We start from the raw sequence: 23,653 nt of genomic DNA on the forward strand, positions 1-23,653 counted from the left end.
TCACAGTCCCCGGGCCAGCAGGTCGGCCACGATCAGCCGACCGAAGGCGAGGTTGCCGTGGATGGGGTCGTCCGGCTCGCAGAACGCGGCCCGCTGCCGGCCCGAGCCGTCGGTGACCCGGGCCCGCAGGTCCACGATCTCCACGCCGGTGGCGACGAGCGCGCGGCGGATCGTCTCCTGGGCCGCCATGAAGACCAGCGGGTCGGACATGCCCGGCACCCGTTGCGGCGGCAGCACCGCGAGGACGCGCAGCCCCAGGTCGACGGCGTGGCGGTAGAAGCCCAGCGCGTCGCGGGCCATGGCGCGCACGATGTCGTCGAAGAGCCCGCCCGCGAGGAAGCCCGCCGGGAAGCTCCCGTTGCCCGCCCGGTAGATCCGCCAGTTCTCGGTGGTGGCGAAAAAGTGGGCGCTGAGCCCGAACGTCGAGACCAGCGGGACGGCGAGCTGGCCGATGTCGGGCACGCCCAGCTCGCCCAGGAAACCCCGGTAGCGTTCCTGCGCGGCGGCGTCGCGGAACACCAGGCCTTCGTCGCGTACGTCGAAGAAGCCGACGTTGAAGTCGCGCCCCGAGCCGATCGGCCCGCCGACGAAGGGCAGCTTGGCCGCCGTCGCCGCGCGTGCGACGGGCCCGGCGTGCGAGTCGCCCAGCAGCAGGAACCTAGCCGGCGCGGTAGCGGTCGAGGACGGCGTCGTCACAGTAGAGGTCACCTCCGTCGTCGGCACGAACGTCGGACGCCGTGGCGGCCGGACCCGCCGACCGGTCGCCGTCGAGGGCGTCGAAGAAGTGGCGCATGACGAAGGCGACCCCGTCCGGCGTCACGTCGCGCAGGTTCGGCGCGTAGAAGGCCCCCCGGAACGGGAAGCCGGTGATCAGCTCGTACGAGGGGAAGTAGTCGACGTGCTCGTGCTCCTGGGCCAGCTGGCCCGCCGCCGCGCGCAGCACCGCCTTGGAGTACCCGGTGGCGGTCAGCGCGTGCGCCCCCGTCGCCGTCGCGGTGAGCGGCACCGGTGACACGGTCAGCAGGACGGTCAGCCGGGGGTTGGCGGCGCGCAGCAGCCCGACGGCGGCGGCGAGGTCCCGGTGCACCTCGGCGACCGTGAAGTTGTGGAAGACGTGCCGACCGGCGTCGAAGGTGCCCCGGACGGTGCCCGGACAGACCGGCAGGACGGTGCCGGTGACCAGGTCCCGCCAGGCCTCGGTCAGGCCGAGGGTGAAGATGAGACAGCCCGCCCCGGCGACCGCACCCCGGATCGCGGCCAGGGTCGACCGGCGGGCCGCCAGGGTCGCCTCCGGCGAGTCGTAGCCGTCCGGTTCGACCGACGGGCGGTACGGATCGAAGTACCGGTCGCCGTCGCGCCAGACCTCGTCGGGGCCGGCGTCGCCCGCCAACGCCCAGCCCAGCCACTGCCGCAGCATGGCGGCCGTGTAGATGGTGCCGGTGCGGAAGGAGAACGCGCCGTAGTGGCGGGCCCGGCGGTCGGCCTCGGTCAGCCCCGGCGGTGGCAGCTCCGCCTCGCACCAGTTCATGCCCTCGTCGCGCAGGGCGGGGCCGAGGTGCCGGGCGAAACAGGACCCGGCCGTGAGGATCGGGTCGTCCGGGTCGATGACGAACTTCGGCGTCCACACGTCGCCGATGGCGAGCATCTCCGGCTCGGCCACCGCGCTGCGCCAGAACGACCGCGCCGGCAACGACTGGTACGGGTTCATCGCGCCACCTCCGGGCCATCGGCCGGCTCCGCCCCGTCGATCGCCTCGGCCACCGCCCGTACGTGCGGCGCCTCGACGATGCCGTAGTGGGTGGTGTCCACGACGTGCCACGCGAACCCGGCCAGGTGCGTCCGCCACTGCCCGGCCTGCTGCCGCGGGGCGCCGAGCGCCGGCAGGCCGACCGTCGGGCGGCCCGCCAGCCAGATCCGCCCGGGTGTCCCGGCCAACCGGGGCAGGGTGTGCTGCGCCATGCTCGCCAGGTTGGCCCGGCAGCAGCGCGCCAGCGCGTCCGCGTACGCCGCCGCCGGGGTGCCCGCGCCGGACGCGGCCCCCAACTCGTGGGCGAAGAGCGCGGCGAGGCGCTCCTCGTCGTACTGGCGGAAGGCCGGGGCGGCGTCCGGCGGCGGCGGGTCGAGCAGGTAGAGCCCGTCCGCCGGTTGACCGGCCGCCTCGGCCTCGGCCGCCATCCCGAGCGCCACCCAGGCGCCGAACGACCACCCGCCGAGCCGCCAGCGCCAGTCGTCGCGGGGGAAGCGGTCCCGCAGCGCGGCATGGTAGCGCGCGGCCCGCTCCGCCAGCGACCAGGTCGGCGCCTCGGGGTGGGCCAGCGCCGGATCGGCGATGACGCAGACCGTCAGTTCCGGGTCGAGCGCCGACACCAGCGAGCGGTACGCCTGGACGTCGCCGCCGACCGGGTGGACCAGGCAGAGCACCGTACGCCCACGGCCCGCCTGCCACACCTGCACCGTCACGGCCGGCTCCTGCGCGCCGGTGACACGCACCGGCTCGCCCAGGAGCCCCAGCACCTCGGTCAGGCTCACCCGGTGGCTCAGCTGGGACAGGCTGAGGCTCACGCCGAAGTGCTCCTTGACCCGGTCGATCAGGTCCAGCAGCAGCAGCGAGTCGGCCCCCAGGTCGTACAGGGACGCGGCCGGGTCGAGCGCGTCGACGCCCAGCCAGCCCCGCAGCCAACCGCCCACCTCCTCGGCGGCCGACCGGGGCCGACCCGCCGCGGGCGACCCGTCGCCGCTGAGCGGCACGGCGGGCGTCGGGGCCGGCGGCGCGTAGAACTCCCGTGCCCGGTCCAGCGCGGTGGTGCAGACGAGCAGGTGCGGCAGGCGCAGCCGCAGGGCCTGGGCGAAGATCCGGTGCCCGTCGTCCACTCCGAGGCCGACCGCCAGGTGCGCCCGGTGCCGGGCGTCGGTGGGCAGGGCGTCGCGGGCCAGGCCCACCTCGTTCCAGACGTCCCACCCGATCGAGATCCGCAACGTGGTGTCGGTCCCGCCCGCCCGGTGCCGGGCGAAGGCGTCCAGCAGGCCGTTGGTGGCGGCGTAGTCGAGCTGACCGATGCCGCCGAGCTGCGCCGACATCGACGAGCAGTAGACGACGAACGCCGGCCGGTGCCGGGCGACCAGCCGCTCCACGAGCAGCGCGCCGTGGCTCCTGGCGGCCGTGGCCCGCCGCATCGCGGCCGCGTCCCGCCGACTGGTCAGCCCGCCGGCCGCGATTCCCGCCGCGTGCACCACGCCGTCGACCCGTCCGACGTCGAGCCGGGCCAGCAACTGCTCGGCACCGGTCTCGGCCAGGTCCGCCTCGACGAGGTCGACGCGATCGGCCCACGGCGCCAGGTCGGCCGGCAGCGGCCCGCGCCGGGCCAGCAGGACCACCCGGCAGTCGCCCTGCCCCAGCAGCCAGGCCGCGATGCTGCGTCCGATGCCACCGGTGCCGCCCAGCACCACGTACACGGCCGGTCCGGCCGGCAGCGCACGCGTGGCCGGTACGGCCGGCGGGCGGACCGGCAGCAGCGCCTGCTCCCACCAGTAGTCCCCGCGCAGCGCGAGTCGCCGGGGTGGCGGTGCCGGCTCCGTCAGCAGCGCCGCGAGCGCCGGCCCCCACTCCGCCGGATCGGGGCCCGGCAGGTCCAGCCAGTGGCTTTCGACGTCGCTCTCCTGGGGAGCGACCTCGCACACCCCGGCGAGCAGTCCCAGCTCGGGCCGGCGTACGTCGCCGTCCACGGGTTGCGCCTGTCGCGACAGCCACCAGGCGCGCAGCCGGGGCCGGCGGGGCAGCGCGGCGAGGGCCGCCAGCAGCGCCGCCGGAGTGTCGACGCAGGCCCGGTACGCGTCAGCCAGCGCGTCCGCGCCGACCGGTCCGTCGACGGGCAGGGGCAGCGCGTGCAGCCACTCGACGCCGCCCTGCCCGGCGTCGCCGTGTCCCGCGTCGCCCTCCCCGGCGTCGCCCTGCCCGACGCCGCACTGTCCCGCGTCGCCCTGCCGAGCGTCGTCCTGTCCGACGGCGCACGGTTCCGCGCCGCTCTGTCCGGCGGCGGCCGGCGGGGTGGCGTCGGAGTCGGTCAGCGCGGCGAGCAGTTGGCGCAGCGAGTCGGGGTCGGCCGGGTCGACGGTGTAGCTGTCCGGCCCGAGCCGGGCGAAGCCATCGGCGGCGACCACGGCCACCACCCGGGCGTACGACGCCGCGAAGGCGCGCAGCGCGGCCGGTGCCGGCGGCTCCGCGACCATGATCACGAGCGTCTCCGGACGGCGGACGTCGGCCTCGCTCCCCGCGTACCGCCAGCGCACCCAGTGCGGCTGGTGCAACCACTCGGCCTCGGGCAGCCGGGCCGGCCACGGCTGACCGCCCGGCCCGGCCCCGGCCGGCGATGTATCCGGCCCGGCCCCGGCCGGCGATGTATCCGGCCCGGACGATGCCGTCCCGGCCACGGATGTCGTGCCGGCTGGCAGGGGAGCCCCGGGCAGCACAGTTGTCGTGGCCGGCGGGACGCCGGTCGGCACAGTCGTCCCGGCGGGCAGGCCCGTCCCGGTCAGCACCGTCGGCGCGGTCGTGCCGGTCGGCGGGGCGGCGCGGACGAACTCGTGGTCGACGAGCGCGAACGCCGGCGGGGGAAAGTCCCAGGGCGGCTGGGCCGGCCCGGCCGGCCACCGGACCGGTCGGCCGGCCAGCCAGGCGGTGGCGAGTTCGGTCGCCGACGGCGTACCGGCCGGGCCGGCGACCGCGACGGGTCCCGCCTCGGCGGATGCCACCTCGACCGGGACCGCTTCGGCGGATGCCACCTCGACCGGGACCGCCTCGACGGGGGCCGCCTCGACCGGGGCGACCTCGACGGCGGTCGCGGTGCGCAGCCAGGCCACGGCGGCGGCCACGTCGGCGCAGACGGCCGCCGCCCGCCAGCGGCCCGGCGTACGGCCGGCCTGCAGGTGGCGCAGCACCCGGTGGTAGCTGTCGGGCCGGGCCGCCAGGTAGTCGGCGATGCGTTCGGCGTCGGCACGCAGGCCGGCCGCGCTGCCGCTGGCGAGCACCACCACCGGTACGCCGGGACCCGGCGGGGCCGCCGAGCCGGTGTCGACCGGCTCGGCCGCCTCGCAGACCAGGTGGGCGTTGGTGCCGCCGATGCCGAAGCTGCTCACCGCCGCGACCCGTGGCCGATCGGCCGGCCAGGGCCCGGACTCCGTGGGGATGTGGAACGGGGTGGGATCCGGGCCCAGCCGTGGATTGAGGCGGCGGAAGTCGACGTTCGGCGGGATCCGCCCGTGGTGCACGGCCAGCACGGCGCGGACCAGGCCGACGACCCCCGCCGCCGCGCCGAGGTGACCGATCTGGCTCTTCACCGAGGCCAGCGCGGTACGACCGGACTCGCTGAGGTCGTACGCCTGGCGCAGCGCCGCCACCTCCACCGGGTCGCCCAGTTCCGTGCCGGTGCCGTGCGCCTCCACGTAGCCCAGGTCGCGGGCGACGTGCCCACTGCGGCGCAGCGCGGCGCGGATCACCTCACGCTGGCCGGCCACCGAGGGCGCGGCGAAGCCGAGCTTCTCCGCGCCGTCGTTGTTGACGGCCGAGCCGGTGACCACCGCGTAGACGGTGTCGCCGTCGCGGCGGGCCAGCCGCAGGGGCTTGAGCACCACCACGCCGACCCCGCTGGCACCCACGGTGCCGCCGGCGTCGTCGCTGAACGGCCGGCAGTGCCCGTCCGGGGAGAAGATGTGCTGCGGCTGGTAGCGGTAGCCGGCGGTGAGCAGCGGGTCCACCAGCACGCCGCCGACCAGCATCACGTCGCTGTCGCCCTGCCGCAGCAACCCGGCCGCGACGTGCACCGCCACCAGCGAGCTGGCGCAGGCGGCCTGCACGGTGAACGCCGGCCCGGTCAGGCGCAGGTGGTAGGCGACCTTCGTGGCCAGGAAGTCCTTCTCGTGGTGCAGCGCCAGCTGGAAGGGGTCCGGCAGCCGCGCCGGATCGGCGTCGCGCAGCATCGTCTGGAAGTAGGTGTTCTCACCGCAGCTGGCGAGCAGGCCCACCCGGCGTACGGCGGGATCGGCGATGCCGGCGTGCGCCAACGCCTGGACGCAGCTCATCAGCAGGTGCCGCTGCTGCGGATCCATCAGCCGCGCCTCCTGCGGGCTGATGCCGAAGTGCCCCGGGTCGAAGCCGAGCGGCCCGGCGAGCTGGCTGCGGGCGCCGACCAGGCCGTCGGCCGCGTCGAAGTGCTCGATGCCCCGGCCGCCGGCTTCCACCATCGCCCAGAAGGAGGCCAGGTCGTCGGCCCCGGGCAACCGGACGGCCATCCCCACCACGGCGACCGGCTCGTCCGCAGGGCCCGCGGCGGCCTCGTCCCGTACGGTCGCGACCACCCCGGACGCCCGGCGGGCCGGTTTGTGGGCAGGCGGCGTCGTCGGGGGGTGCGACGCGGGCCCGCCGGCGTCGGCCCGCTGCGCGGTGAGGAACCGGGCGAGGCGGCGGATGGTGACGTGCTCGAAGAGGTCGGGGATGCTCAGTGGCAGCCCCTCGGCGGCACAGCGCAGGTGGAAGCGCATCAGGTCCAGGCTGCCTGCGCCCTGGTCGAAGAAGCGTCGATCGGGTTCGACCGGTCTGCCGACGACCTCGGCGAAGAGTCCGGCCAGCCGCGCCTCCAGGGCCGACATGACCGGCGCGGGCGCGGCGCCTCCCGGCCGCAGCTCCTCGCCCGGCGCGGTCGACGCGCGGCGGCGGTCCAGCTTCCCGCTGGCCGTACGCGGCAGCTCCGCCAGCCGCCGGAACCGGTCCACCCGCACGTACGCGGGCAGGAGCCCCGCGAGGTGGGCGTGCAGCTCCGCCGCGGCCGGCGGATCGGCCCGGAACTCAAGGCAGGCGACCAGGTGGCCGGCGTCGCGGACCACCACCGCGTTGACGACCGCCGGGTGCGTCAGCAGTGCCGCCTCGACCTGGCCCAGCTCCAGCCGGTGACCGCTGACCTTCACCTGCTGGTCGTCGCGGCCCAGGTAGTGCAGCAGCCCGTCCCGGTCGAAGCGGGCCCGGTCGCCGCTGCGGAAGAACCAGCCGAGGCCGGGCAGCTCGACGAAGCGGGCCCGGTCGAGCGCGGGATCGTCCAGGTAGCAGGGCGCCACCAGCTCGCCGCCGATCAGCAGCTGCCCGGGGCAGTCCGGCGGCACCACCTCGTCGGCCGAGTCCACGACCCGCAGCCAGCTGTTGGCGACGGGCCGGCCGATGGCGGGACGGGCCGGCCAGGTGGCGGGGTCGCCGTCGAGGCAGAGGCTGCTGACCACGTGCGTCTCGGTCGGCCCGTAGTGGTTGAACAGGCGCGCGCCGGGCAGCCCGGCGAACCAGCGGCGGATGCTGTCGGTGCAGATCAGCTGCTCGCCGGCGGTGACGACCTCCCGCAGCCGCGACGGGTACCGGCCGAGGCGTACGCCGTGTTCGGCCAGGAGTTGCAGGGCGACGTACGGCAGGAAGATCCGCTCGATGCCGGCGGCGTCGAGGTGTTCCAGCAGGGCCGGCATGTCCTGCCGGAGCCCGGGGCGGGGAAGGTGCAGGGCCCCGCCGCCGCAGAGCGTGCCGAAGATCTCCTGGAAGGAGACGTCGAAGGAGAGCATGGAGAACTGCAGGGTCGCCGCCGCGCCCGCCAGGCCGCCGGCCTCGCTCTGCCAGCGCAGCAGGTTGCCCAGCAGGGCGTCGCCGACCTGGACCCCCTTGGGCGTGCCGGTCGAGCCCGACGTGAAGAGCGTGTACAGGGGGCGGCCGGCGTACGACGGTGCGACGGGCGTGCCCGCCCGGGACAGAAGCACCGGATGGCGGGGGAGCCGGCCGTCGTCGATCGCGTCGAGGGCGGGCTCGTCGCCGGGTGCCAGCAGCACGCAGAGCGGATCGACCTGGCCCAGGACCTGGCGCAGCAGCGTCGGCGGGTAGGCCCGGTCGAGCGGCACGACGGTGAGGTTGAGCCGGGCCGCCGCCAGCAGCGCCACCACGTGCTCCACCGACGGCTCGAAGAACAGGGCGACGCGGTGCCGGCCGTCGCCCGACACCGGATGCTGCCGCGAGAGCTCGCCGGCGAGCGCCGAGGCGTACGCGTCGAGGTCGCCGTAGCTGAGCCGGCGGTCGCCCGCGACCAGCGCGGTCGCGGTCGGCTGCGTCCGTACCCGCCGGGCGAAGGCCTCGGCCATGGTGGGGCCGTCCAACGGGGTACGCGGGCCCCGGCCGGGCTCGGGCAGGCCGCTGCGGTAGGGCCGCACCAGCTCGGCCAGGGTGCTCGTGCCGGTGCCGGTCAACGCGTCCAGGCCGCGCCGGAACAGCTCGGCCGCCGCGGCCACGTCGGCGGCGTCGAAGTGCTCGTCGGCGTACTCCCAGAGGCAGTCGAAGCCCGCCTCGTGCTCGACGACCGAGAGGGTGAGCGGGCACTTGGCGTCGGTCGGTGCCAGCCAGACCGGCCGGGACGCGCAGCCGGGCAGCGTCAACGCGGAGAAGTCGGTGTTGTCGAGGACGAAGAGGAAGTCGAACAGCGGCGCGTCGGCGCCGAAGTCGTGGTCGGCGACGGCGTGTGCGAGCGCCACGTCCTGGGCGTCGAGCACCGCGCGTACGGCGGTGGCCTGCCGCCGCAACTGTGCGCGCAGCTCCTCCTCGGGGGCCAGCGCCAGGGGCAGCAGCACCGTGTTGGCGAACATGCCGACGCTGGCCTCGAAGGCGCGTACGGGCCGGTTCGCCACCGGGCTGGCGACGCGCGGATGGGTGCGGCCGGTCACCCCGTGCACCGCCCAGCCGAAGAGCGTCAGCAGCAGCGGGAAGCGGGTCAGTCCCAGCTCGGCGCCGAGCCGGTCGAGCGCGCGGCGGCGCGCCGGGTCGATCGTGGTCCGCAGCAGGTGGTCCCCACCGCCGCCGCGCTGCCGGAGCGGGCGCAACGGCGCGGCGACCTCCGCCACCGTCGCGTAGTGCGCGCACAGGGCGTCGCGCTGCGCCCGGTAGGCGGGGTGGGCGAACCAGTCGGCCTGCCAGCGGGCGTAGTCCAGCGGGGTGGGGACGTTCCCGTCCTCGTCCCCGTCGGTGGTGGTGCCGTCCAGCGCCGCCGCGTACGCAGCCGACAGGTCGCGGAACAGCACGTCGAGCGACCAGCCGTCGACGGCGATGTGGTGCAGGTGCAGCAGCAGCACCCCGCCGTCGGCACGGGCCAGCCAGTACGCCCGCAGCATGCGCGGCTGCCCGAGGTCGAAGGGGGCGGCGAAGAGGGCGCGGGCCCGCTCGCGCCACCCGGCCGCGTCACCGTCGCCGTCGCCCGGCTCGCGCCGTGCGGCAATGTCGCCGTCGCTGTCGTCCGGTTCGCGCCGTGCGGCCATACCGCCGTCGCCCGGCTCGCGCCACGGGTCGTAGGGCTCGCCCACCTCCTGCCGCAGCCCCTCGGGCGCGGCCCGGAAGGCGGTCCGCAGCGCCGGGTGACGTGCCACCACCCGGCGCAGCGCCTGCCGCAGCGCGGGGACGTCGACCCGGCCGCGCAGCTCGAAGGCGAGCCCCACGTGGTAGGCGGTGGACGCCGGCGAGCGTTGCTGCAACAGCCAGAGCCGCTGCTGCTCGGAGGTGGCCGGTGCCCACGAGGCGCCGGCCGGGGGAGCCGGCACCGGGTACGGCGAGCCGGTCGTGGTACGGGCCGTCTCGATCGCGGCGGCCAGCTCGGCGAGGTCGCCGCCCAGCACCACGGCCTGCGGCACCTCGACGCCCCAGCGCCGCTGGATCGCGAAGCGCAGCCGCAGCGCCTTGAGTGAATCCCCGCCGCTGGCGATCCACCGGTCGTCCGGTCGCAGGTCGGGCACGCCCAGCACCTCGCCGGCCAGCGTGAGCACCGCGCGCTGCCACGCCGTGCCGGGTTCGCCGGCAGGATCGCCGTCGCGCCCGTCGCGCCCGTCGCGCCCGTCGCGGTTGTCGTGTTGGTGCGGGTCGTCGCGCGCGGCGCGCCAGGGCGGGGCGTCGCGCGCCAGCAGCGCGGCCGAGTCCACCTTGCCGTTCGCGGTCAGCGGCAGCGCCTCGACCCGGTGGATCCGGTGCGGGCGCAGGTACGGCGGCAGGGTGGCGCCGAGGTGCCGGTCGAACTCCGCGAACGAGAGGTCGGGAACCGTCACGAGGTACGCGAGCAGTTCGTTCGTGCCGTGCGCGGGGTCCCGCCGGGTGCACACGTACGCCTGACGGACCCCCGGGTGGGCGAGGATCTGCCGCTCCACCTCGCCCGGCTCGACCCGGAAGCCCCGGACCTTGACCTGCCGGTCGACCCGGCCGACGTACTCGATGCGCCCGGCGGCGTCGGCGCGCACCAGGTCGCCGGTGCGGTAGTGGCGACCGGCGGAGCCGTCCAGCCAGGGCAGCCGCACGAAGCGGGCGGCGGTCTCCTCGGGCAGGTTCCGGTAGCCGGACGCCAGCGCCTCGCCGCCGAGGTACAGCTCGGCGACCTCACCCGGTGCGGCGAGGCGGACGCCGTCGACCACCAGGTGCGCGTCGGTGCCCGGCAGCACCCGGCCGATCGGCACCACCTCCGCGTCGAAGTCACGGGGGACCGGATGGCACAGGGCGAACGTGGTCGCCTCGGTGGGCCCGTACACGTTGTGCAGCCGGGTGCGGCTGGCGGGGTTGTCGCGGTACCAGCGGCGGATCAGCCGGGCGTTGAGCTGCTCGCCGCCGACCAGCACCTGGCCCACGTCGGCGAAGCAGTGCGGCACCTCGTCGACCACCGCGTTGAACAGCGCCACCGTGATGAAGAGCGTGTCGATCCGCTCCCGGCGCAGCGCGGCGTCGAGCAGGTGCGGCGTCGCCACCGTCTCGTCGTCCAGGACGACGCAGCAGCCGCCGGTCAGCAGCGGCACCCAGACCTCGAAGCTGATCGCGTCGAACGCCGGGTTGGCGAGGCTCGCGTAGCGGGCCGCCGGGGTCAGCGTGAGGTAGCCGGGCCGGGCCAGCCGCAGGATCCCCGCGTCGCGCACCTGCACGCCCTTGGGCCGGCCGGTGGTGCCCGAGGTGTAGAAGACGAACGAGGCCGGCGCGGGCGCGGCCTCAGGCGCCGGCTGGTCGTCCTGCGCCGGCGCTTCGTCCTGCCGTCCCTGCCGCTCGTCGGCCGGTCGCCGGCGACGACTGCCGGGCGTGTCCGCCGCCAGCAGCGCCGTCGCCGCCAGCGGCCGGATCCCGTCGGGCAGGTCGTCGGGCGCGTCCGGGCCGTGGACCACCGCCACGGCGCCCGAGTCGCGCAGCATGTGGTCCCGCCGCCCGGGCGGGCTCTGCCGGTCCAGCGGCACCACCGTCGCGCCGAGCCGCAGGATGCCGAGCATGACGCAGACCAGCCGCCAGCCGCGGGGCAGGTGCACCGCGACCGCCTGCCCCGGGCGGGCCCCGGCCCGGCGCAGGGACCGGGCGACGGCGGCGCTGGCGGCGTCCAGCTCGGCGTAGCTCAGGCGCCGGTCGCCCTCGGCCACCGCGACCGCGTCGGGGGTACGGCGGGCCTGCGCGAGCACCTCGGCGGCGAGGCTGGGACCGTGCGCCATCACACCTCCCGTACGGCCGGCGTCGTCGCGCGGGCGTCGCGGATGCGGTCCACCTCGCCGCGCAGCAGCGTGGCGACCCGCAGCACCACCGCGCTCTCCAGGATGTCCCAGTGGTCGCAGTGCACCTGCTCCAGCAGGAAGTCGGCGTCGCCGCGCCGACGCCAGAAGGCGCGCACCTCGTGCAGGAACGCCTCGTCCCGCCCGGCGGTGGCCTGCAACAGCACCAGTCGGGCCGGTGACGCGGGGGTCGCGTAGTCGCGCATGGTCGACCGGTTGTGGTTGTAGACACGGTGGTACTGGTCGATCTGCTCGTCGTCGATGCCGGGATACATCCCGTTGAACTTGACGAGCTTGTCGCGGAACTCGGCCATGTCCACCGGCTCGATCGCGCCCCGGTGGGCCGGGTCGTCCGTGCCCAAAGTGTCCAGCAGGACCACGCTCAGCCCGGGATGCCCGGCGAGGGCCAGCCGGCGTCCCATCTCGTACGCGACCAGGCCGCCGTAGGAGAGCCCGGTCAGCACCACCGGCCCGTCCAGCAGGTGCCCGACCTGCTCCAGGTACGCCTCGGCCATCGCCTCGACCGTGGGCAGGAACTGCTCGCCCGGGTTCACCCCCGGCGACTGGATCCCGTACACGCCGAGGGACTCCGGCAGCGCCTTGGCCAGCGACAGGTAGCAGAACGCGGTGCCGCCGGCCGGATGCACGCAGATGACCCGGCCCGCGCCGTCGCCCGCCCGGAACTCGATCAGGTTGCTCGGTGGCCGGCCCGACGTGCCGCGCCGCAGCCGGCCGCCGAGCGCCTCGATCGTCGGGTGCAGCATGATCTCGTGGACCGGCAGCGGCTCGCCGAACGCCTCCCCGATGGCGTGGGCCAGCTTGATCGCCGAGATCGAGGTGCCGCCCACGTCGAAGAACCGGTCGCTGATGCCGATCTCCGGGTGCAGCAGCAGGCGCTTCCAGATCTGGTAGAGGGTCAGCTCGATCTGGTCGCGCGGGCTGGCCAGGTTGACCTGCCAGGGCGCCCCGGCCCGGGCCAGCCGCAGCACCTCGTCGCGGTCGAGCTTGCCGTTGGCGGTCAGCGGCAGCCGCGGCAGCTCCACGAAGAGCGACGGGACCATGTAGCCGGGCAGCCGCCGCGACAGCGCCTCGCGCCACTCGCTGACCAGCAACGGCGTCGCCCCGCCCCGGACGACGCCGGCCACCAGCATCGGTTCGCCGGTGGCGTCGGAGTCGACCAGCACCGCCGCCTCGCGTACGTCGGGGCGGTCCAGCAGCGCGGCCTCGACCTCGCCCAGCTCGATGCGGAAGCCCCGGATCTTCACCTGGCCGTCGCGGCGGCCGAGGTACTCGATGTTCCCGTCGGGCAGGAGGCGGGCCAGGTCTCCGGTGCGGTAGACCCGCTGCCCGGGCACGAACGGGTCGGGGACGAACCGCTCGGCGGTCGCCGCCGCCCGGCCCAGGTAGCCGCGGGCGACACCGGCGCCACCGATGTGGATCTCGCCGGTCACCCCGACCGGCACCGGCTCCAGCCGCTCGTCGAGCAGGTAGACGCGGGTGTTGGCGATCGGCCGGCCGATCGGGCACCGCCGGGCCGTCGGCTGCGGGTCGAGGTAGGCGGTGCTGTAGACGGTGGTCTCGGTCGGCCCGTACCCGTTGAGGATCCGCAGCCCGGGCAGGGCCTCCTGGAGGCGGTGCAGGGCCTGCTCCGGCAGCGGCTCGACCCCGACCAGCAGCTGGCGTAGCGCCGACCCGGCGAGCCGGGCCGCCGGGTCCTCGTCGAGCCACCGGACGAAGGCCGGCGGCAGGTAGGCCTGCCCGACGCGGTGCTCGCGCAGCCAGCCCATCAGCGCCGCCGGGTCGCCGCGCAACTCCTCCGGCACGAGGTGCAGCGCCCCGCCGGTGGTCAGCGGCAGGAAGATCTCCTGCACCGAGACGTCGAAGCCGACGCTCGACCAGAGCGCCGCCGCCTCCCCCTCGGCGGCGCCGAGCCGTGACACCCAGTGGTCGAGCAGGTTCACGACGCCGCCGTGCGCGACCGCGACGCCCTTGGGCCGGCCGGTCGAGCCCGACGTGTAGATCACGTACGCCAGGTTGGCGGGGTGCACGACGACGCCGGGCGGGCCGTCGTGACGCCCCTCGGCCTCGACGGCGGCCAGGTCGCCCTCGTCGAGCACCAGGGCCGGCGTGGCGTCGGCGACCATGCCGGCGAGCCGCTCCGGCGGCAGGGTCGGGTCCAGCGGCAGGTAGGCGGCCCCGGCCTTGAGCACGCCCAGGATGGCGACGACCAGCCCGGCCGAGCGCGGCGCGCGCAGGCCGACCACCTGGTCGGGGCGTACGCCCCGGGCGATCAGCGCGTGCGCCAGCCGGTTGGCCCGCCGCTCCAGCGTGGTGTAGTCCAGCCGCTCGTCGTCGTCGACCACGGCGGGTGCGTCGGGGCGCCGCCGCGCCTGCGCCGCGATCCGCGCCACCACGTCCGCCGGGCCGGCGAGCGGGCGCGTCGTGCGGTTCCACTCGACCAGCAGGCGGTGCCGCTCGTCGGGGCCGAGCAGCCGCAGCGCGCCGACCGGCGTCGACGGGTCGGCCGCGACCTGGGTGAGCAGGCGGACGAAGTGCCCGGCCAGCCGGGCCACGGTCGCGGCGTCGAAGAGGTCGGTGTTGTACTCGAAGATGACGTGCAGCTCGTCGGCCTGCTCCATCACCTCGACCGACAGGTCGAACTTCGCCGCGCCGGTGTCGCTCGACAAGGGACGCAGCACCAGACCCGGCAGCTCCAGCCGGCCGCGCGGGATGTTCTGCAACACCAGCATCACCTGGAACAGCGGCGAGTAGCTGGTGTGCCGCTCCGGGTTGAGCGCGTCCACGAGCTGCTCGAACGGCAGGTCGGGATGGGCGTACGCGTCGAGCAGGTGCCGGCGGACGTCGGCCAGCAGCGCAGCGAACGACTGCTGCGGGTCCAGCCGGTTGCGGATCACCACCGTGTTCACGAAGTGCCCGATGAGGCCCTCCACGTCGCGGTGGTTGCGGTTGGCGAACGGGGTGCCGACGCAGACGTCGTCCTGCCCGCTGTGGCGCCACAGCAGCACCGACAGGGCCGCCATGAGCGTCATGAACAGCGTCGCGTCGCCGGCCCGGCCCACCTCCCGCAGGCCCCGCAGCACCGCCGCGTCCACCGTCGTGCCGTGGGTCTCGCCCCGGTAGCGCTGCACCACCGGCCGGGGCCGGTCGGTCGGCAGGGACAGCAACGCGGGCGCGCCGGCCAGCGTCCGCGTCCAGTAGCCGAGCTGACGCTCCAACTCGCCGCCGTCGAGCTGCCGGCGCTGCCACAGGACGTAGTCCGGGTACTGCACCGGCAGCTCGGCCAGCGTCGGCGCCTCGCCCCGCGCGTACGCGACGTAGAGCGCGGCGACCTCGCCGATCAGGATGCCGACGGACCAGCCGTCGGCCACCATGTGGTGCACGGTGAGCAGCCAGCGGTGCTCGTCCTCGCCGAGCCGGAGCAGGGCGCTGCGCAGCAGCGGACCGGTGGCCAGGTCGAACGGCGCGCGCGCCTCGGCCTCGGCGGCGGCGTCGGCGCGGCGGGACCGCTCCGGGCCGGGCAACGCGGTGAGGTCCGTGACCGGCAGGGCGACCGGCCCGGCCGGCCGCACCACCTGGCAGGGCTCCCCGTCGACGGGGGTGAACACGGTACGCAGCGCCTCGTGCCGGCGTACCACCTCGGTCAGGGCGCGGGCCAGCGCCGGCACGTCCAGGGCGCCCACGACGTCGAAGGCGACCGGGTTGTTGTAGAACGGGTTGCCGGGGGAGAGCTGGTCGAGGAACCAGAGCTGCCGTTGGGCGAACGCGACCGGCACCGGTGCGTCGGGTCGCGGCCGGCGGGGGATCGTGTCCGCGTCGGCGCCGGTCAGGATCGCGACCAGCTCCTCCTTGTGCCGCTTGATGTCGGCCAGCAGCTCGGCCGTGAGGACCTCGCGGGAGCCCGTGAGGCGCAGCCGGTCGCCGTCGACCCGCAGCCCGACCGCGTGCCGGTTGAGCGTGTCGAGCAGCTCGTAGGCGTTCACAGCTCCACCGTGATGGTGTCGGTGGCCGGGGCGTCGGGCGTGGGTGCGTCCGCCCCCGGCCGGCCGCCGCCGACCAGCGCGTAGACCAGCCGGTGCGAGGGTTCGAGGTCGAACAGGGCGGCCAGCGGCGCGGTCTCCATCGCGCCGATCCCGCACAGGCCGAGACCGTGCCCGGGGGCGGCCATCGTCAGCAGTTGGGCCATCGCGCCGGCCTCGATCGCGGTGAAGGTCGCACTCTGCTCCTGGTAGAGAGGCTCGATGGCCGCGCGCTGCGCCACCAGGAAGAGCGCGAACGCGGCGGCCTCGAAGACCGGGCGGTTGACGAAGTAGTCGAAGGCGTCGGGGCTCAGCTCGCGGTCGCGGCCGAGCGCCAACAGCCGGTGCGCCGCCGGGTCGTGGTAGTACGCCCCGCCCGGCACCCCGTCGACGCGTCCCGCCTTGACCAGGACGTACGTCTGCACGGCGTAGGTGCCGCCGGCCGAGCCGTACTGGAACTTGGCCCGGCCGTCGACCTCCCGCGCGGCGAGGGCGGCCAGCAGCCGGCCGAGCGCCCCGGCCGGCACCGGGTCCGCGGTGAAGCGGCGCAGCGAGCGGTAGCCGGTGTAGCGCTCCTCGTACGCCGGGTCGGCCGGCGCGGCCAGCGCGACCGCCGGGGTGCCGGGGGCGAAGTCGCGCCGGCCCCGCCCGTCCGCCGTGAACGCGGCGCGGGCGGCCGGGTCCTCGACCACGGCGGCGGCCCGCTGCGCGGTCGCCACGACGGCCCGTTCGGCGGTGTGTTCCCGGAACATCCGCAGCAGGTCGGCGAGGGTCGGCTGGCGCATCAGCCGGGCCAGCTTCGGCCGGAAGCCCAACTCGCCGGAGAGGGCGTTCGCGATCCGCACGACGTCGATCGAGGTGGCGCCGAGCATCAGCAGGTTGGCGTCGGGCGCGACGACGGGCAGGTCGAGGATCTCGGTGACGATCTCCACCAGCCGCTTCTCGGCCGGGTCGGTGAGCACCGGCACCTCGACGGGGCGCTCGGCCGACGGCTTCGGCTCGGGCAGCAGGGCCCGGTCGACCTTGCCGTTGGCCGACAGCGGCAGCGCGTCGAGGACGGTGAACGACGCCGGCACCATGTACGCCGGCAGCCGCTCCTCCAGGTATGCGACCAGGGCGGCCGGCTCGGGCGCGGGACCGTCGGGCACCACGTACGCGGCCAGCCGCTTCTCGCCCTGCGCCCGGCCGAGCAGCCGCAGCGCGGCGGCGCGTACACCCGGGTGGCCCTCCAACGCCGCCTCGATCTCGCCCAGCTCGATGCGGTAGCCGTGCACCTTGACCTGGCCGTCCTCGCGGCCGAGGAACTCGATCGTGCCGTCCGGGCGCAGCCGGCCCAGGTCGCCGGTGCGGTAGAGCCGCTCGCCGGTGACCGGGTGGACGACGAAGCTGGCCGCCGTCGCCGCCTCGTCGCGCCAGTAGCCCTGCGCCAGCCCGACGCCGCTGATGTAGAGGTCGCCGGTGGCCCAGGTCGGCCGGGGGCGCAGCGCCTCGTCCAGCACGTGGACGCCCTGGTGGGCCATGGCCCGGCCGTAGGGGATGCTGCGCCAGGCCGGGTCGACCTCGCCGACCGGGTGGTGGATGGACCAGATGGACGCCTCGGTGGCGCCGCCGAGGCTCTCGACCCGGATCCCGGGCAGCGCCCCGCGCAGCCGGTCGGGCAGGGTGAGCGGGATCCAGTCCCCGGAGAGCATGGCCAGCCGCAGCGACGCCGGCAGCGGGTGACCGGCGTCGGCGTGGTCGAGCAGCATGCCGGCCAGCGCCGGCACCGAGTTCCAGACGCTCACCCGGTGGGTGTGGGCCACCTCCGACCAGTGGGCCGGGTCGCGGGCCAGCTCCGGGTCCAGCGTCACGACCGCCCCGCCGGCCGCGAGCGTGCCGAAGATGTCGAAGACGGAGAGGTCGAAGCTGAGCGTGCTGACGGCCAGGACCCGGTCGGCCGGCCCGACCTCGAAGCGCCCGATGACGTCGAGCAGCGTGTTCACCGCGCCGCGGTGGTCGATCGCCACCCCCTTCGGCGTGCCGGTCGATCCGGACGTGTAGATGACGTACGCGAGGTCGGTCTCCGCCCGTTCGACCGGCCGCAGCGCGGGACCGCCCGCGCCGACGCTGGTCCCGTCCACCACCAGGCGCTCGACGCCCTCGGGCAGGGCCACCCGGTCCGACTCGGCCAGCACCAGCCCCGCCCCGGCCCGCTGGAGCACCCGGGCCACCCGCTCGGCCGGCCACTCGGGATCGAGCGGCAGGTACGCGCCCCCGGCGTGCAGCACGGCCAGGGTGGCGACGACCTGCTTCCAGCCCCGGTCGAGCAGTACCGCGACGAGCTGTCCGGGGCGGACGCCCCGGTCCTGGAGCCGCCCCGCCAACCGGCGCGCCTCGGCGCGTACGGTCGCGTGGTCCAGCTGCCGGTCCACGGCGAGCACGGCGGGCGCGGCGGGGGTCGCCAGCGCCTGCCGGTCGACCAGCTCGTGCAGGAGCCCTCGATCGGCCGGCGGGGTCGCCGGCACCGGCGGGGCGAGCGGCCCGTCCACCGTGCGGTGCCAGGCGTCCGGCTCCTCCAGCCGCCCGAGCAGCGTCCGGTACGCCGCGAACATCTCGGCGACGAGGCCGGCCGGGAAGAGTTCGTCGATGCTGTCCCAGTTGACGTGCAGTCGCCCGCCGGCCTCCAGGACCGTGTGGTCGATCCACACCTGCGGGGTCTGGGTGATGCCGTGCACGACCTCGCCGCCGAGCGCCGTCGCGAGGCCGCTGTCACCGACCTCGGGGGCCGATTCGGTCAGCGTGCTGTTGAAGACGACGGGCAGGGCCGCGTGGCGGGTGCCCCGGGCGCGGGCGAGTTCGCGGTTGACCCGTACGCCGCTGACCGCCGAGTGGTCGATGTCCTGCCAGAGCTGCTCCTGCACGGCACGGGCCCGGGTCGCGAAGTCGGCCCCGGCCGCCACGTCGACCTCCAGCAGCACCAGCGAGGTGAAGTCGCCGATCACCGCGTTGATCCCGGGGTGCATCGGCAGCCGGTTGAACAGCGGCAGGCTCAGCGTGAACCGCGGCTGGCGGCTCCACCGGGCAAGCACCTGCGCGAACGCGGTCACCAGCAGCACCGACGGGGTGACCCCGTGGCGTCCGGCGACCGCCTTCAGCCGGCTCCAGCGCTCCGCGGGCACCACGTCGTCGTAGCGGGTGAAGCGCGGCCGTTCGACGCTCTCCGGCTGTCGTTCCAGCGGTAGCTGCGGCGCGGGGGCCAGCGTGGCGACCCGCTCCCGCCAGTAGCCGAGGGCCCGCTCGTAGCGCGGCGTGTCCCGCAGGGCCCGTTCGGCCAGGACGTAGTCGCGGAAGGTCACGGCGAGCGGCGGCAGGTCGGCGTCCGGGTCCGCGTAGAGCACCGCCAGCTCGTGTTCGAGGATCTGCCCGCTGGCCGCGTCGAGGATCAGCGCGTCGATGCTGACGTGCAGGCGCGCCTCGCCGTCGAGCAGCGTCACCGCGAACTCGAACAGCGGCCAGCGGCCGGCGTCGAGCACCTGGTGGGACATCCGCTCGCGGGTCTCGGCCAGGCGGGTGGCGGCGGTCCGTGGGTCGAGCCCGCGCAGGTCCTGCCGGGCCATCGCGTAGCGCGGCACGTTCGGCAGGACCTGCTGTACGCCGTCGCGGAAGACCGCGCGCAGCATGTCGTGGCGGTCGATCAGCCGGTGCAGCGCGCGGGTGAACCGCTCCTCGTCGAAGTCGCGCAGCCGCAGCTCGCTGTAGCCGTGCGCGCCGACCCCGCCGAGTTCGATGGCGGACCCGCGCCCCACCCAGTAGGCCTCCTGGATGTCGGTGAGCGGGAACGGCTCGTGTCGACCGGCGGGGTCGGCGACGAGTGGCGGGAGCGCGTCGACGGCGGGGGCGTCGGGCCCGGCCAGCTCGGCCGCCAGGTCGGCCAGGACCGGCTTGCGGAAGAGGGTACGCAGCGACAGCCGCGCCGACATCCGCTCGTTGATGGCGTGCACGAGGCGGGTCGCCAGGAGCGAGTGGCCGCCCAGCGCGAAGAAGTCGTCGAGCGCGCCGACCCGGTCGCGGCGCAGCACCTCGGCCCAGATGGCCGCCATCCGGGCCTCCCGCTCGTCGCGCGGCGCGACGTAGGCGGTGGCGACGTCGGCCTGCTCCGGCGCGCGCAGGGCCCGCCGGTCCAGCTTGCCGTTGGCGGTCAGCGGCAGCCGCTCCAGCACCACCCAGCGGGTCGGCACCAGGTGCTCGGGCAGCCGGCGCCGCAGCTGCTCGCGGGCCGCCTCGGCGGTGACGTCGCCGACCAGGTAGCCGACCAGGTGCGGGTCACCGGGGGTGTCCTCGCGCAGCAGGACGGCGGCCTCGCGTACGCCCGGGACGTGCCGCAGGGCGTTCTCCACCTCGCCCGGCTCGACGCGGAAGCCGCGTACCTTGACCTGGTCGTCGGCGCGTCCGGCGAACTCGATGGTCCCGTCGGCGCGGCGGCGGGCCAGGTCGCCGCTGCGGTACATCCGCTCGCCCGGCCCGGCGAACGGGTCGGGCAGGAACCGTTCGGCGGTCGCGGCCGGCCGGTGGAGGTAGCCACGGGCCAGGCCGGACCCACCGATGTAGAGCTCGCCGAGCACGCCGGCCGGCACCGGTTCGCACCGCTCGTCGAGCACGTAGAGGCGGGCGTTGGCGACCGGCCGGCCGATCGGTGGCAGCGCCGGCCAGTCGGCCGCCGCCGCGGTGGCCAGCGCGAACTGGCTGACCACGTGCGTCTCGGTCGGGCCGTACTGGTTGTAGAGGTACCGGCCGCCCAGGCCGGTCACCAGGGCGCGCAGGTCGTCGTCGACCCGCAGCGCCTCGCCGGCGGTGACGATCTCGCAGCCGGCAGCGAGCGGGGCGACAGTCCCGGTGAGGCCGGCCATCTGGTGCAGCACGGCCGCCGGCAGGAACGCCCGCCGTACCCCCTGTTCGGCGAGGAGGTGACGCAATTGGCCCAGGTCGCGGGTGCGCTCCTCGCCGATCAGCACCAGCGTGCCGCCCTGGCAGAGGGTGCTCCAGATCTCCTGGGCGGAGACGTCGAAGCCGATGGAGGCGAACTGGAGCACCCGTTGTGGTGCCGGGCTGCCCGGCGCGGCGTAGCGCAGCTGCCAGTCGATCAGGTTGTCCAGGCACCGCCAGGTCTGCGCCACGCCCTTGGGCCGGCCGGTGGAGCCGGAGGTGTGGATGACGTAGGCGAGGTGGTCGGGTCGGGTGCCGGGGTCGGGGCTGGTGGTGGGGTGTGGGGTCAGGTCGGCGGTGTCGAGGTCGACCAGGGGTGTGGTGGTCAGGCCGTCGAGGGTGGTGCGGGTGGCGGCGTGGGTGAGGACGGCGACCGGGGCGCCGTCGGCCAGCAGGTGCCCGAGGCGTTCGGCGGGGTGGGCCGGGTCCAGGGGCAGGTACGCCCCGCCAGCCCGGGCGACGGCCACCAGCGCGACGATCAGCTCGGGTGACCTGCGCAGGCAGAACGCGACGAGAGCGTCCGGCCCGACGCCGTGTTCCCGCAGGTGGTGGGCGAGTTGGTTGGCGCGTGCGTCGAGGTCGCGGTAGGTGAGCGAGGTGTCCTCGAACGTGACCGCCACCGCGTCGGGGGCCGCCGCGACCCGCTCGGCGAGGCGGGCGAGGACGCTCCGCTCCACCGGGGACGGCGCGGCCTGGCGCAGCGCCTGCTCGCGTTCCCGCTCGTCGAGCAGCGACAGTCGGTCGATCGGCTCGTCGGGGTGGGCGACGAGTTGGGTGAGGACGTGGTGCAGGTGGCGGATGTGTCGTTGGGCGGTGGTGGTGTCGAACAGGGCGGTGGCGTACTCGAGGCTGCCGGTGATGCGCCCGTCGTGCTCGGCCAGCGCGAGGGTGAGGTCGAACTTCGCGCTCGTGTGGGGCGGCGGCAGGGCGGTGACCCGCAGGCCCGGCAGGGTCAACTCGCCGTCGTCGGTGTTCTGCCAGGCGAACATGACCTGGAAGAGGGGGGTGTGGGCGAGGTTGCGGGTGGGGTTGACGGCTTCGACGACGTGTTCGAAGGGGAGGTCCTGGTGGTCGAGGGTGGTGAGGGTGAGGTCGCGGACGCGGTGCAGGAGTTGGGTGGTGGTGGGGTGGTCGGTGAGGTCGATGCGGAGGGCGAGGGTGTTGACGAAGAAGCCGATGAGGTTTTCGAGTTCGGCGCGGCGGCGGTTGGCGGTGGGGGTGCCGATGATGAGGTCGTGGTGGCCGCTGAGGCGGGACAGGACGATGGCCCAGGCGGTGAGCAGGGTCATGTAGAGGGTGGCGCCGTGGCGGGTGGTGAGGGTTTTGAGGGCGGTGGTGAGGTCGGGGTCGATGGTGATGGGGAGGTGGGCGCCGTGGTGGTCCTGTTCGGTGGGTCGGGGTCGGTCGGTGGGTAGGTCGAGCAGGGTGGGTGCGTTGGCGAGGGTGTGGCGCCAGTGGGTTTCCTGGCGTTGGAGGGTGCCGTCGGTGAGCCATTGGCGTTGCCAGGCGGCGTAGTCGGCGTACTGCACGGGCAGGGGCGGCAGCGGATCAGGCCGACCGGCGTGGTAGGCGGCGTACAACGCCCCCAACTCGCGGGTGAGGACGCCGATGGACCAGCCGTCGGAGACGACGTGGTGCATCGTGACGAGCAGGACGTGCCGGTCGGGCGCGAGGGTGACCAGGCGGCCCCGGATGAGGGGACCGGTCGTCAGGTCAAACGGGGCGGTGCTCTCCTCGTCCTGGAGCCGGGCCAGCCGGGCGGCGGCGTCGGGCGCGCCGGTCAGGTCGTGCGTGTGCAGGGTGAAGCCCGTCCCGGGCGGGTCGACGAGTTGGTGGACGTCGGAGCCGGCGGGGACGATGCGGCTGCGCAGGGCCTCGTGCCGGTCCACCAGGGAGTCCAGGGCCGCCCGCAGTGCGCCGTGGTCGAGCCAGCCGGCCAACTCCAGGGCCAGCGGCATGTGGTAGGTGTGGCCGAGGCCGCCGAGCCGCTCCAGGAACCACAGCCGCCGCTGCGCGAAGGAGAGCTCCAGGGCACCGTCCCGGTCGACCGGGCGGATCGGGGGCAGCACGTCGCGGCCGTCCGGCGTCAGCCGGGCGACGAAGTCGCTCAGCACCGGCGCCGCGAAGAGCGCCGCCGGCGAGACCTCCCGCCCCAGCACCTGCCGGATCCGGGAGACCAGCCGCATGGCCAGCAGCGAGTGGCCGCCCAGGGCGAAGAAGTCGTCGTGCCGGCCGACCCGCTCGATCCCCAGCACCTCGGCCCAGACGCCCGCGACCATGCCTTCCAGCAGGCCGACCGGCTCGACGTGCCCGCGCCGGCCGAAGGCCTCGCCGTCCGGCGCCGGCAGCGCCGCCCGGTCGAGCTTGCCGTTGGGTGTCAGCGGCCACGCGGCCAGCCGGACGTACGCCGACGGCACCATGTGCTCCGGTAGTTCGGCGGCCAGCCGGTCCCGCAGCCGCGCGGCGTCCGGCGCCCCGCCCAGCACGTACGCGACGAGCCGCTGGCCGCCGCCGGCGTCGGGGCGCGCCACGACGACCGTCTCCCGTACGCCCTCGACGGCCGCCAGCCGGGACTCGATCTCGCCCAGCTCGACGCGGAAGCCCCGGACCTTGACCTGGAAGTCGTCGCGGCCGAGGAACTCCAGTTCCCCGTCCGGCAGGCGACGACCCAGGTCGCCGGTGCGGTATAGCCGCTCGCCCGGCACGAACGGGCTGGGCCGGAAGCGCTGCGCGGTCAGCTCGGGGCGGTTCAGGTAGCCGCGCGCTACGCCCGCGCCGCCGATGTGGATCTCGCCGACCACGCCGTCCGGCACCGGCTCGCCCTCGCCGTCGAGCAGGTAGACCCGCACGTTGGGCAGCGGCCGGCCGATCGGCAGGCAGGTCGCCTCGGCGAGGTCGTCGGTCGGCAGCAGGTGGCAGGTGCTGTCGACGGCCGCCTCGGTCACGCCGTACGCGTTGACGATCCGCACCCCCGGGCCGCACAGGGCGCGCAGCTGGGCGGCGTTGGCGGCGGTCCAGGCGTCCGACCCGCAGACCACCGTCTCCAGCCCGGCGAGGCTCCCGCCGGTGGATTCCAGGTGCTCCAGCAACGG

Annotated in this window: 5 protein-coding genes (1 of these 5 cut by a window edge); all 5 read right to left on the minus strand. The window is 75.4% G+C overall.

Features of this window, described 5'->3' with window-relative positions:
• Tightly spaced (each overlapping or abutting the next), the 5 genes in view from ACGFIR_RS26045 to ACGFIR_RS26065 form a layout consistent with a single transcriptional unit that may run on beyond the window.
• Entirely contained in the window at positions 1–696 is a 696-nt protein-coding gene (locus ACGFIR_RS26045) for a hypothetical protein (protein ID WP_393147691.1), read from the minus strand.
• Positions 659–1,708 (minus strand): GSCFA domain-containing protein, encoded by a 1,050-nt coding sequence (locus tag ACGFIR_RS26050; RefSeq protein WP_393147693.1) that lies wholly within the window; start codon positions 1,706–1,708, stop codon positions 659–661. Before ACGFIR_RS26050 ends, ACGFIR_RS26045 begins: the two co-directional genes overlap by 38 nt.
• On the minus strand, positions 1,705–11,505 hold the full coding sequence (locus tag ACGFIR_RS26055) for an amino acid adenylation domain-containing protein (protein ID WP_393147695.1): 9,801 nt from the start codon (positions 11,503–11,505) through the stop codon (positions 1,705–1,707). The genes ACGFIR_RS26050 and ACGFIR_RS26055 overlap by 4 nt, the downstream gene beginning before the upstream one ends.
• The gene (locus ACGFIR_RS26060) at positions 11,505–15,563 is read right to left on the minus strand and encodes an amino acid adenylation domain-containing protein (RefSeq protein ID WP_393147697.1); all 4,059 of its coding nucleotides are present in this window, start codon (positions 15,561–15,563) and stop codon (positions 11,505–11,507) included. Before ACGFIR_RS26060 ends, ACGFIR_RS26055 begins: the two co-directional genes overlap by 1 nt.
• Positions 15,560–23,653, minus strand: the 3' portion of a protein-coding gene (locus tag ACGFIR_RS26065; RefSeq protein WP_393147699.1) for an amino acid adenylation domain-containing protein. 5,529 nt of this gene lie beyond the right edge of the window; 8,094 of the gene's 13,623 nt are visible here — the last part of the coding sequence; the start codon falls outside the window, past its right edge; the stop codon is at positions 15,560–15,562. The genes ACGFIR_RS26060 and ACGFIR_RS26065 overlap by 4 nt, the downstream gene beginning before the upstream one ends.

It is taken from the genome of Micromonospora sp. NPDC049051 (genome assembly GCF_043197575.1).
GTDB lineage: Bacteria > Actinomycetota > Actinomycetes > Mycobacteriales > Micromonosporaceae > Micromonospora.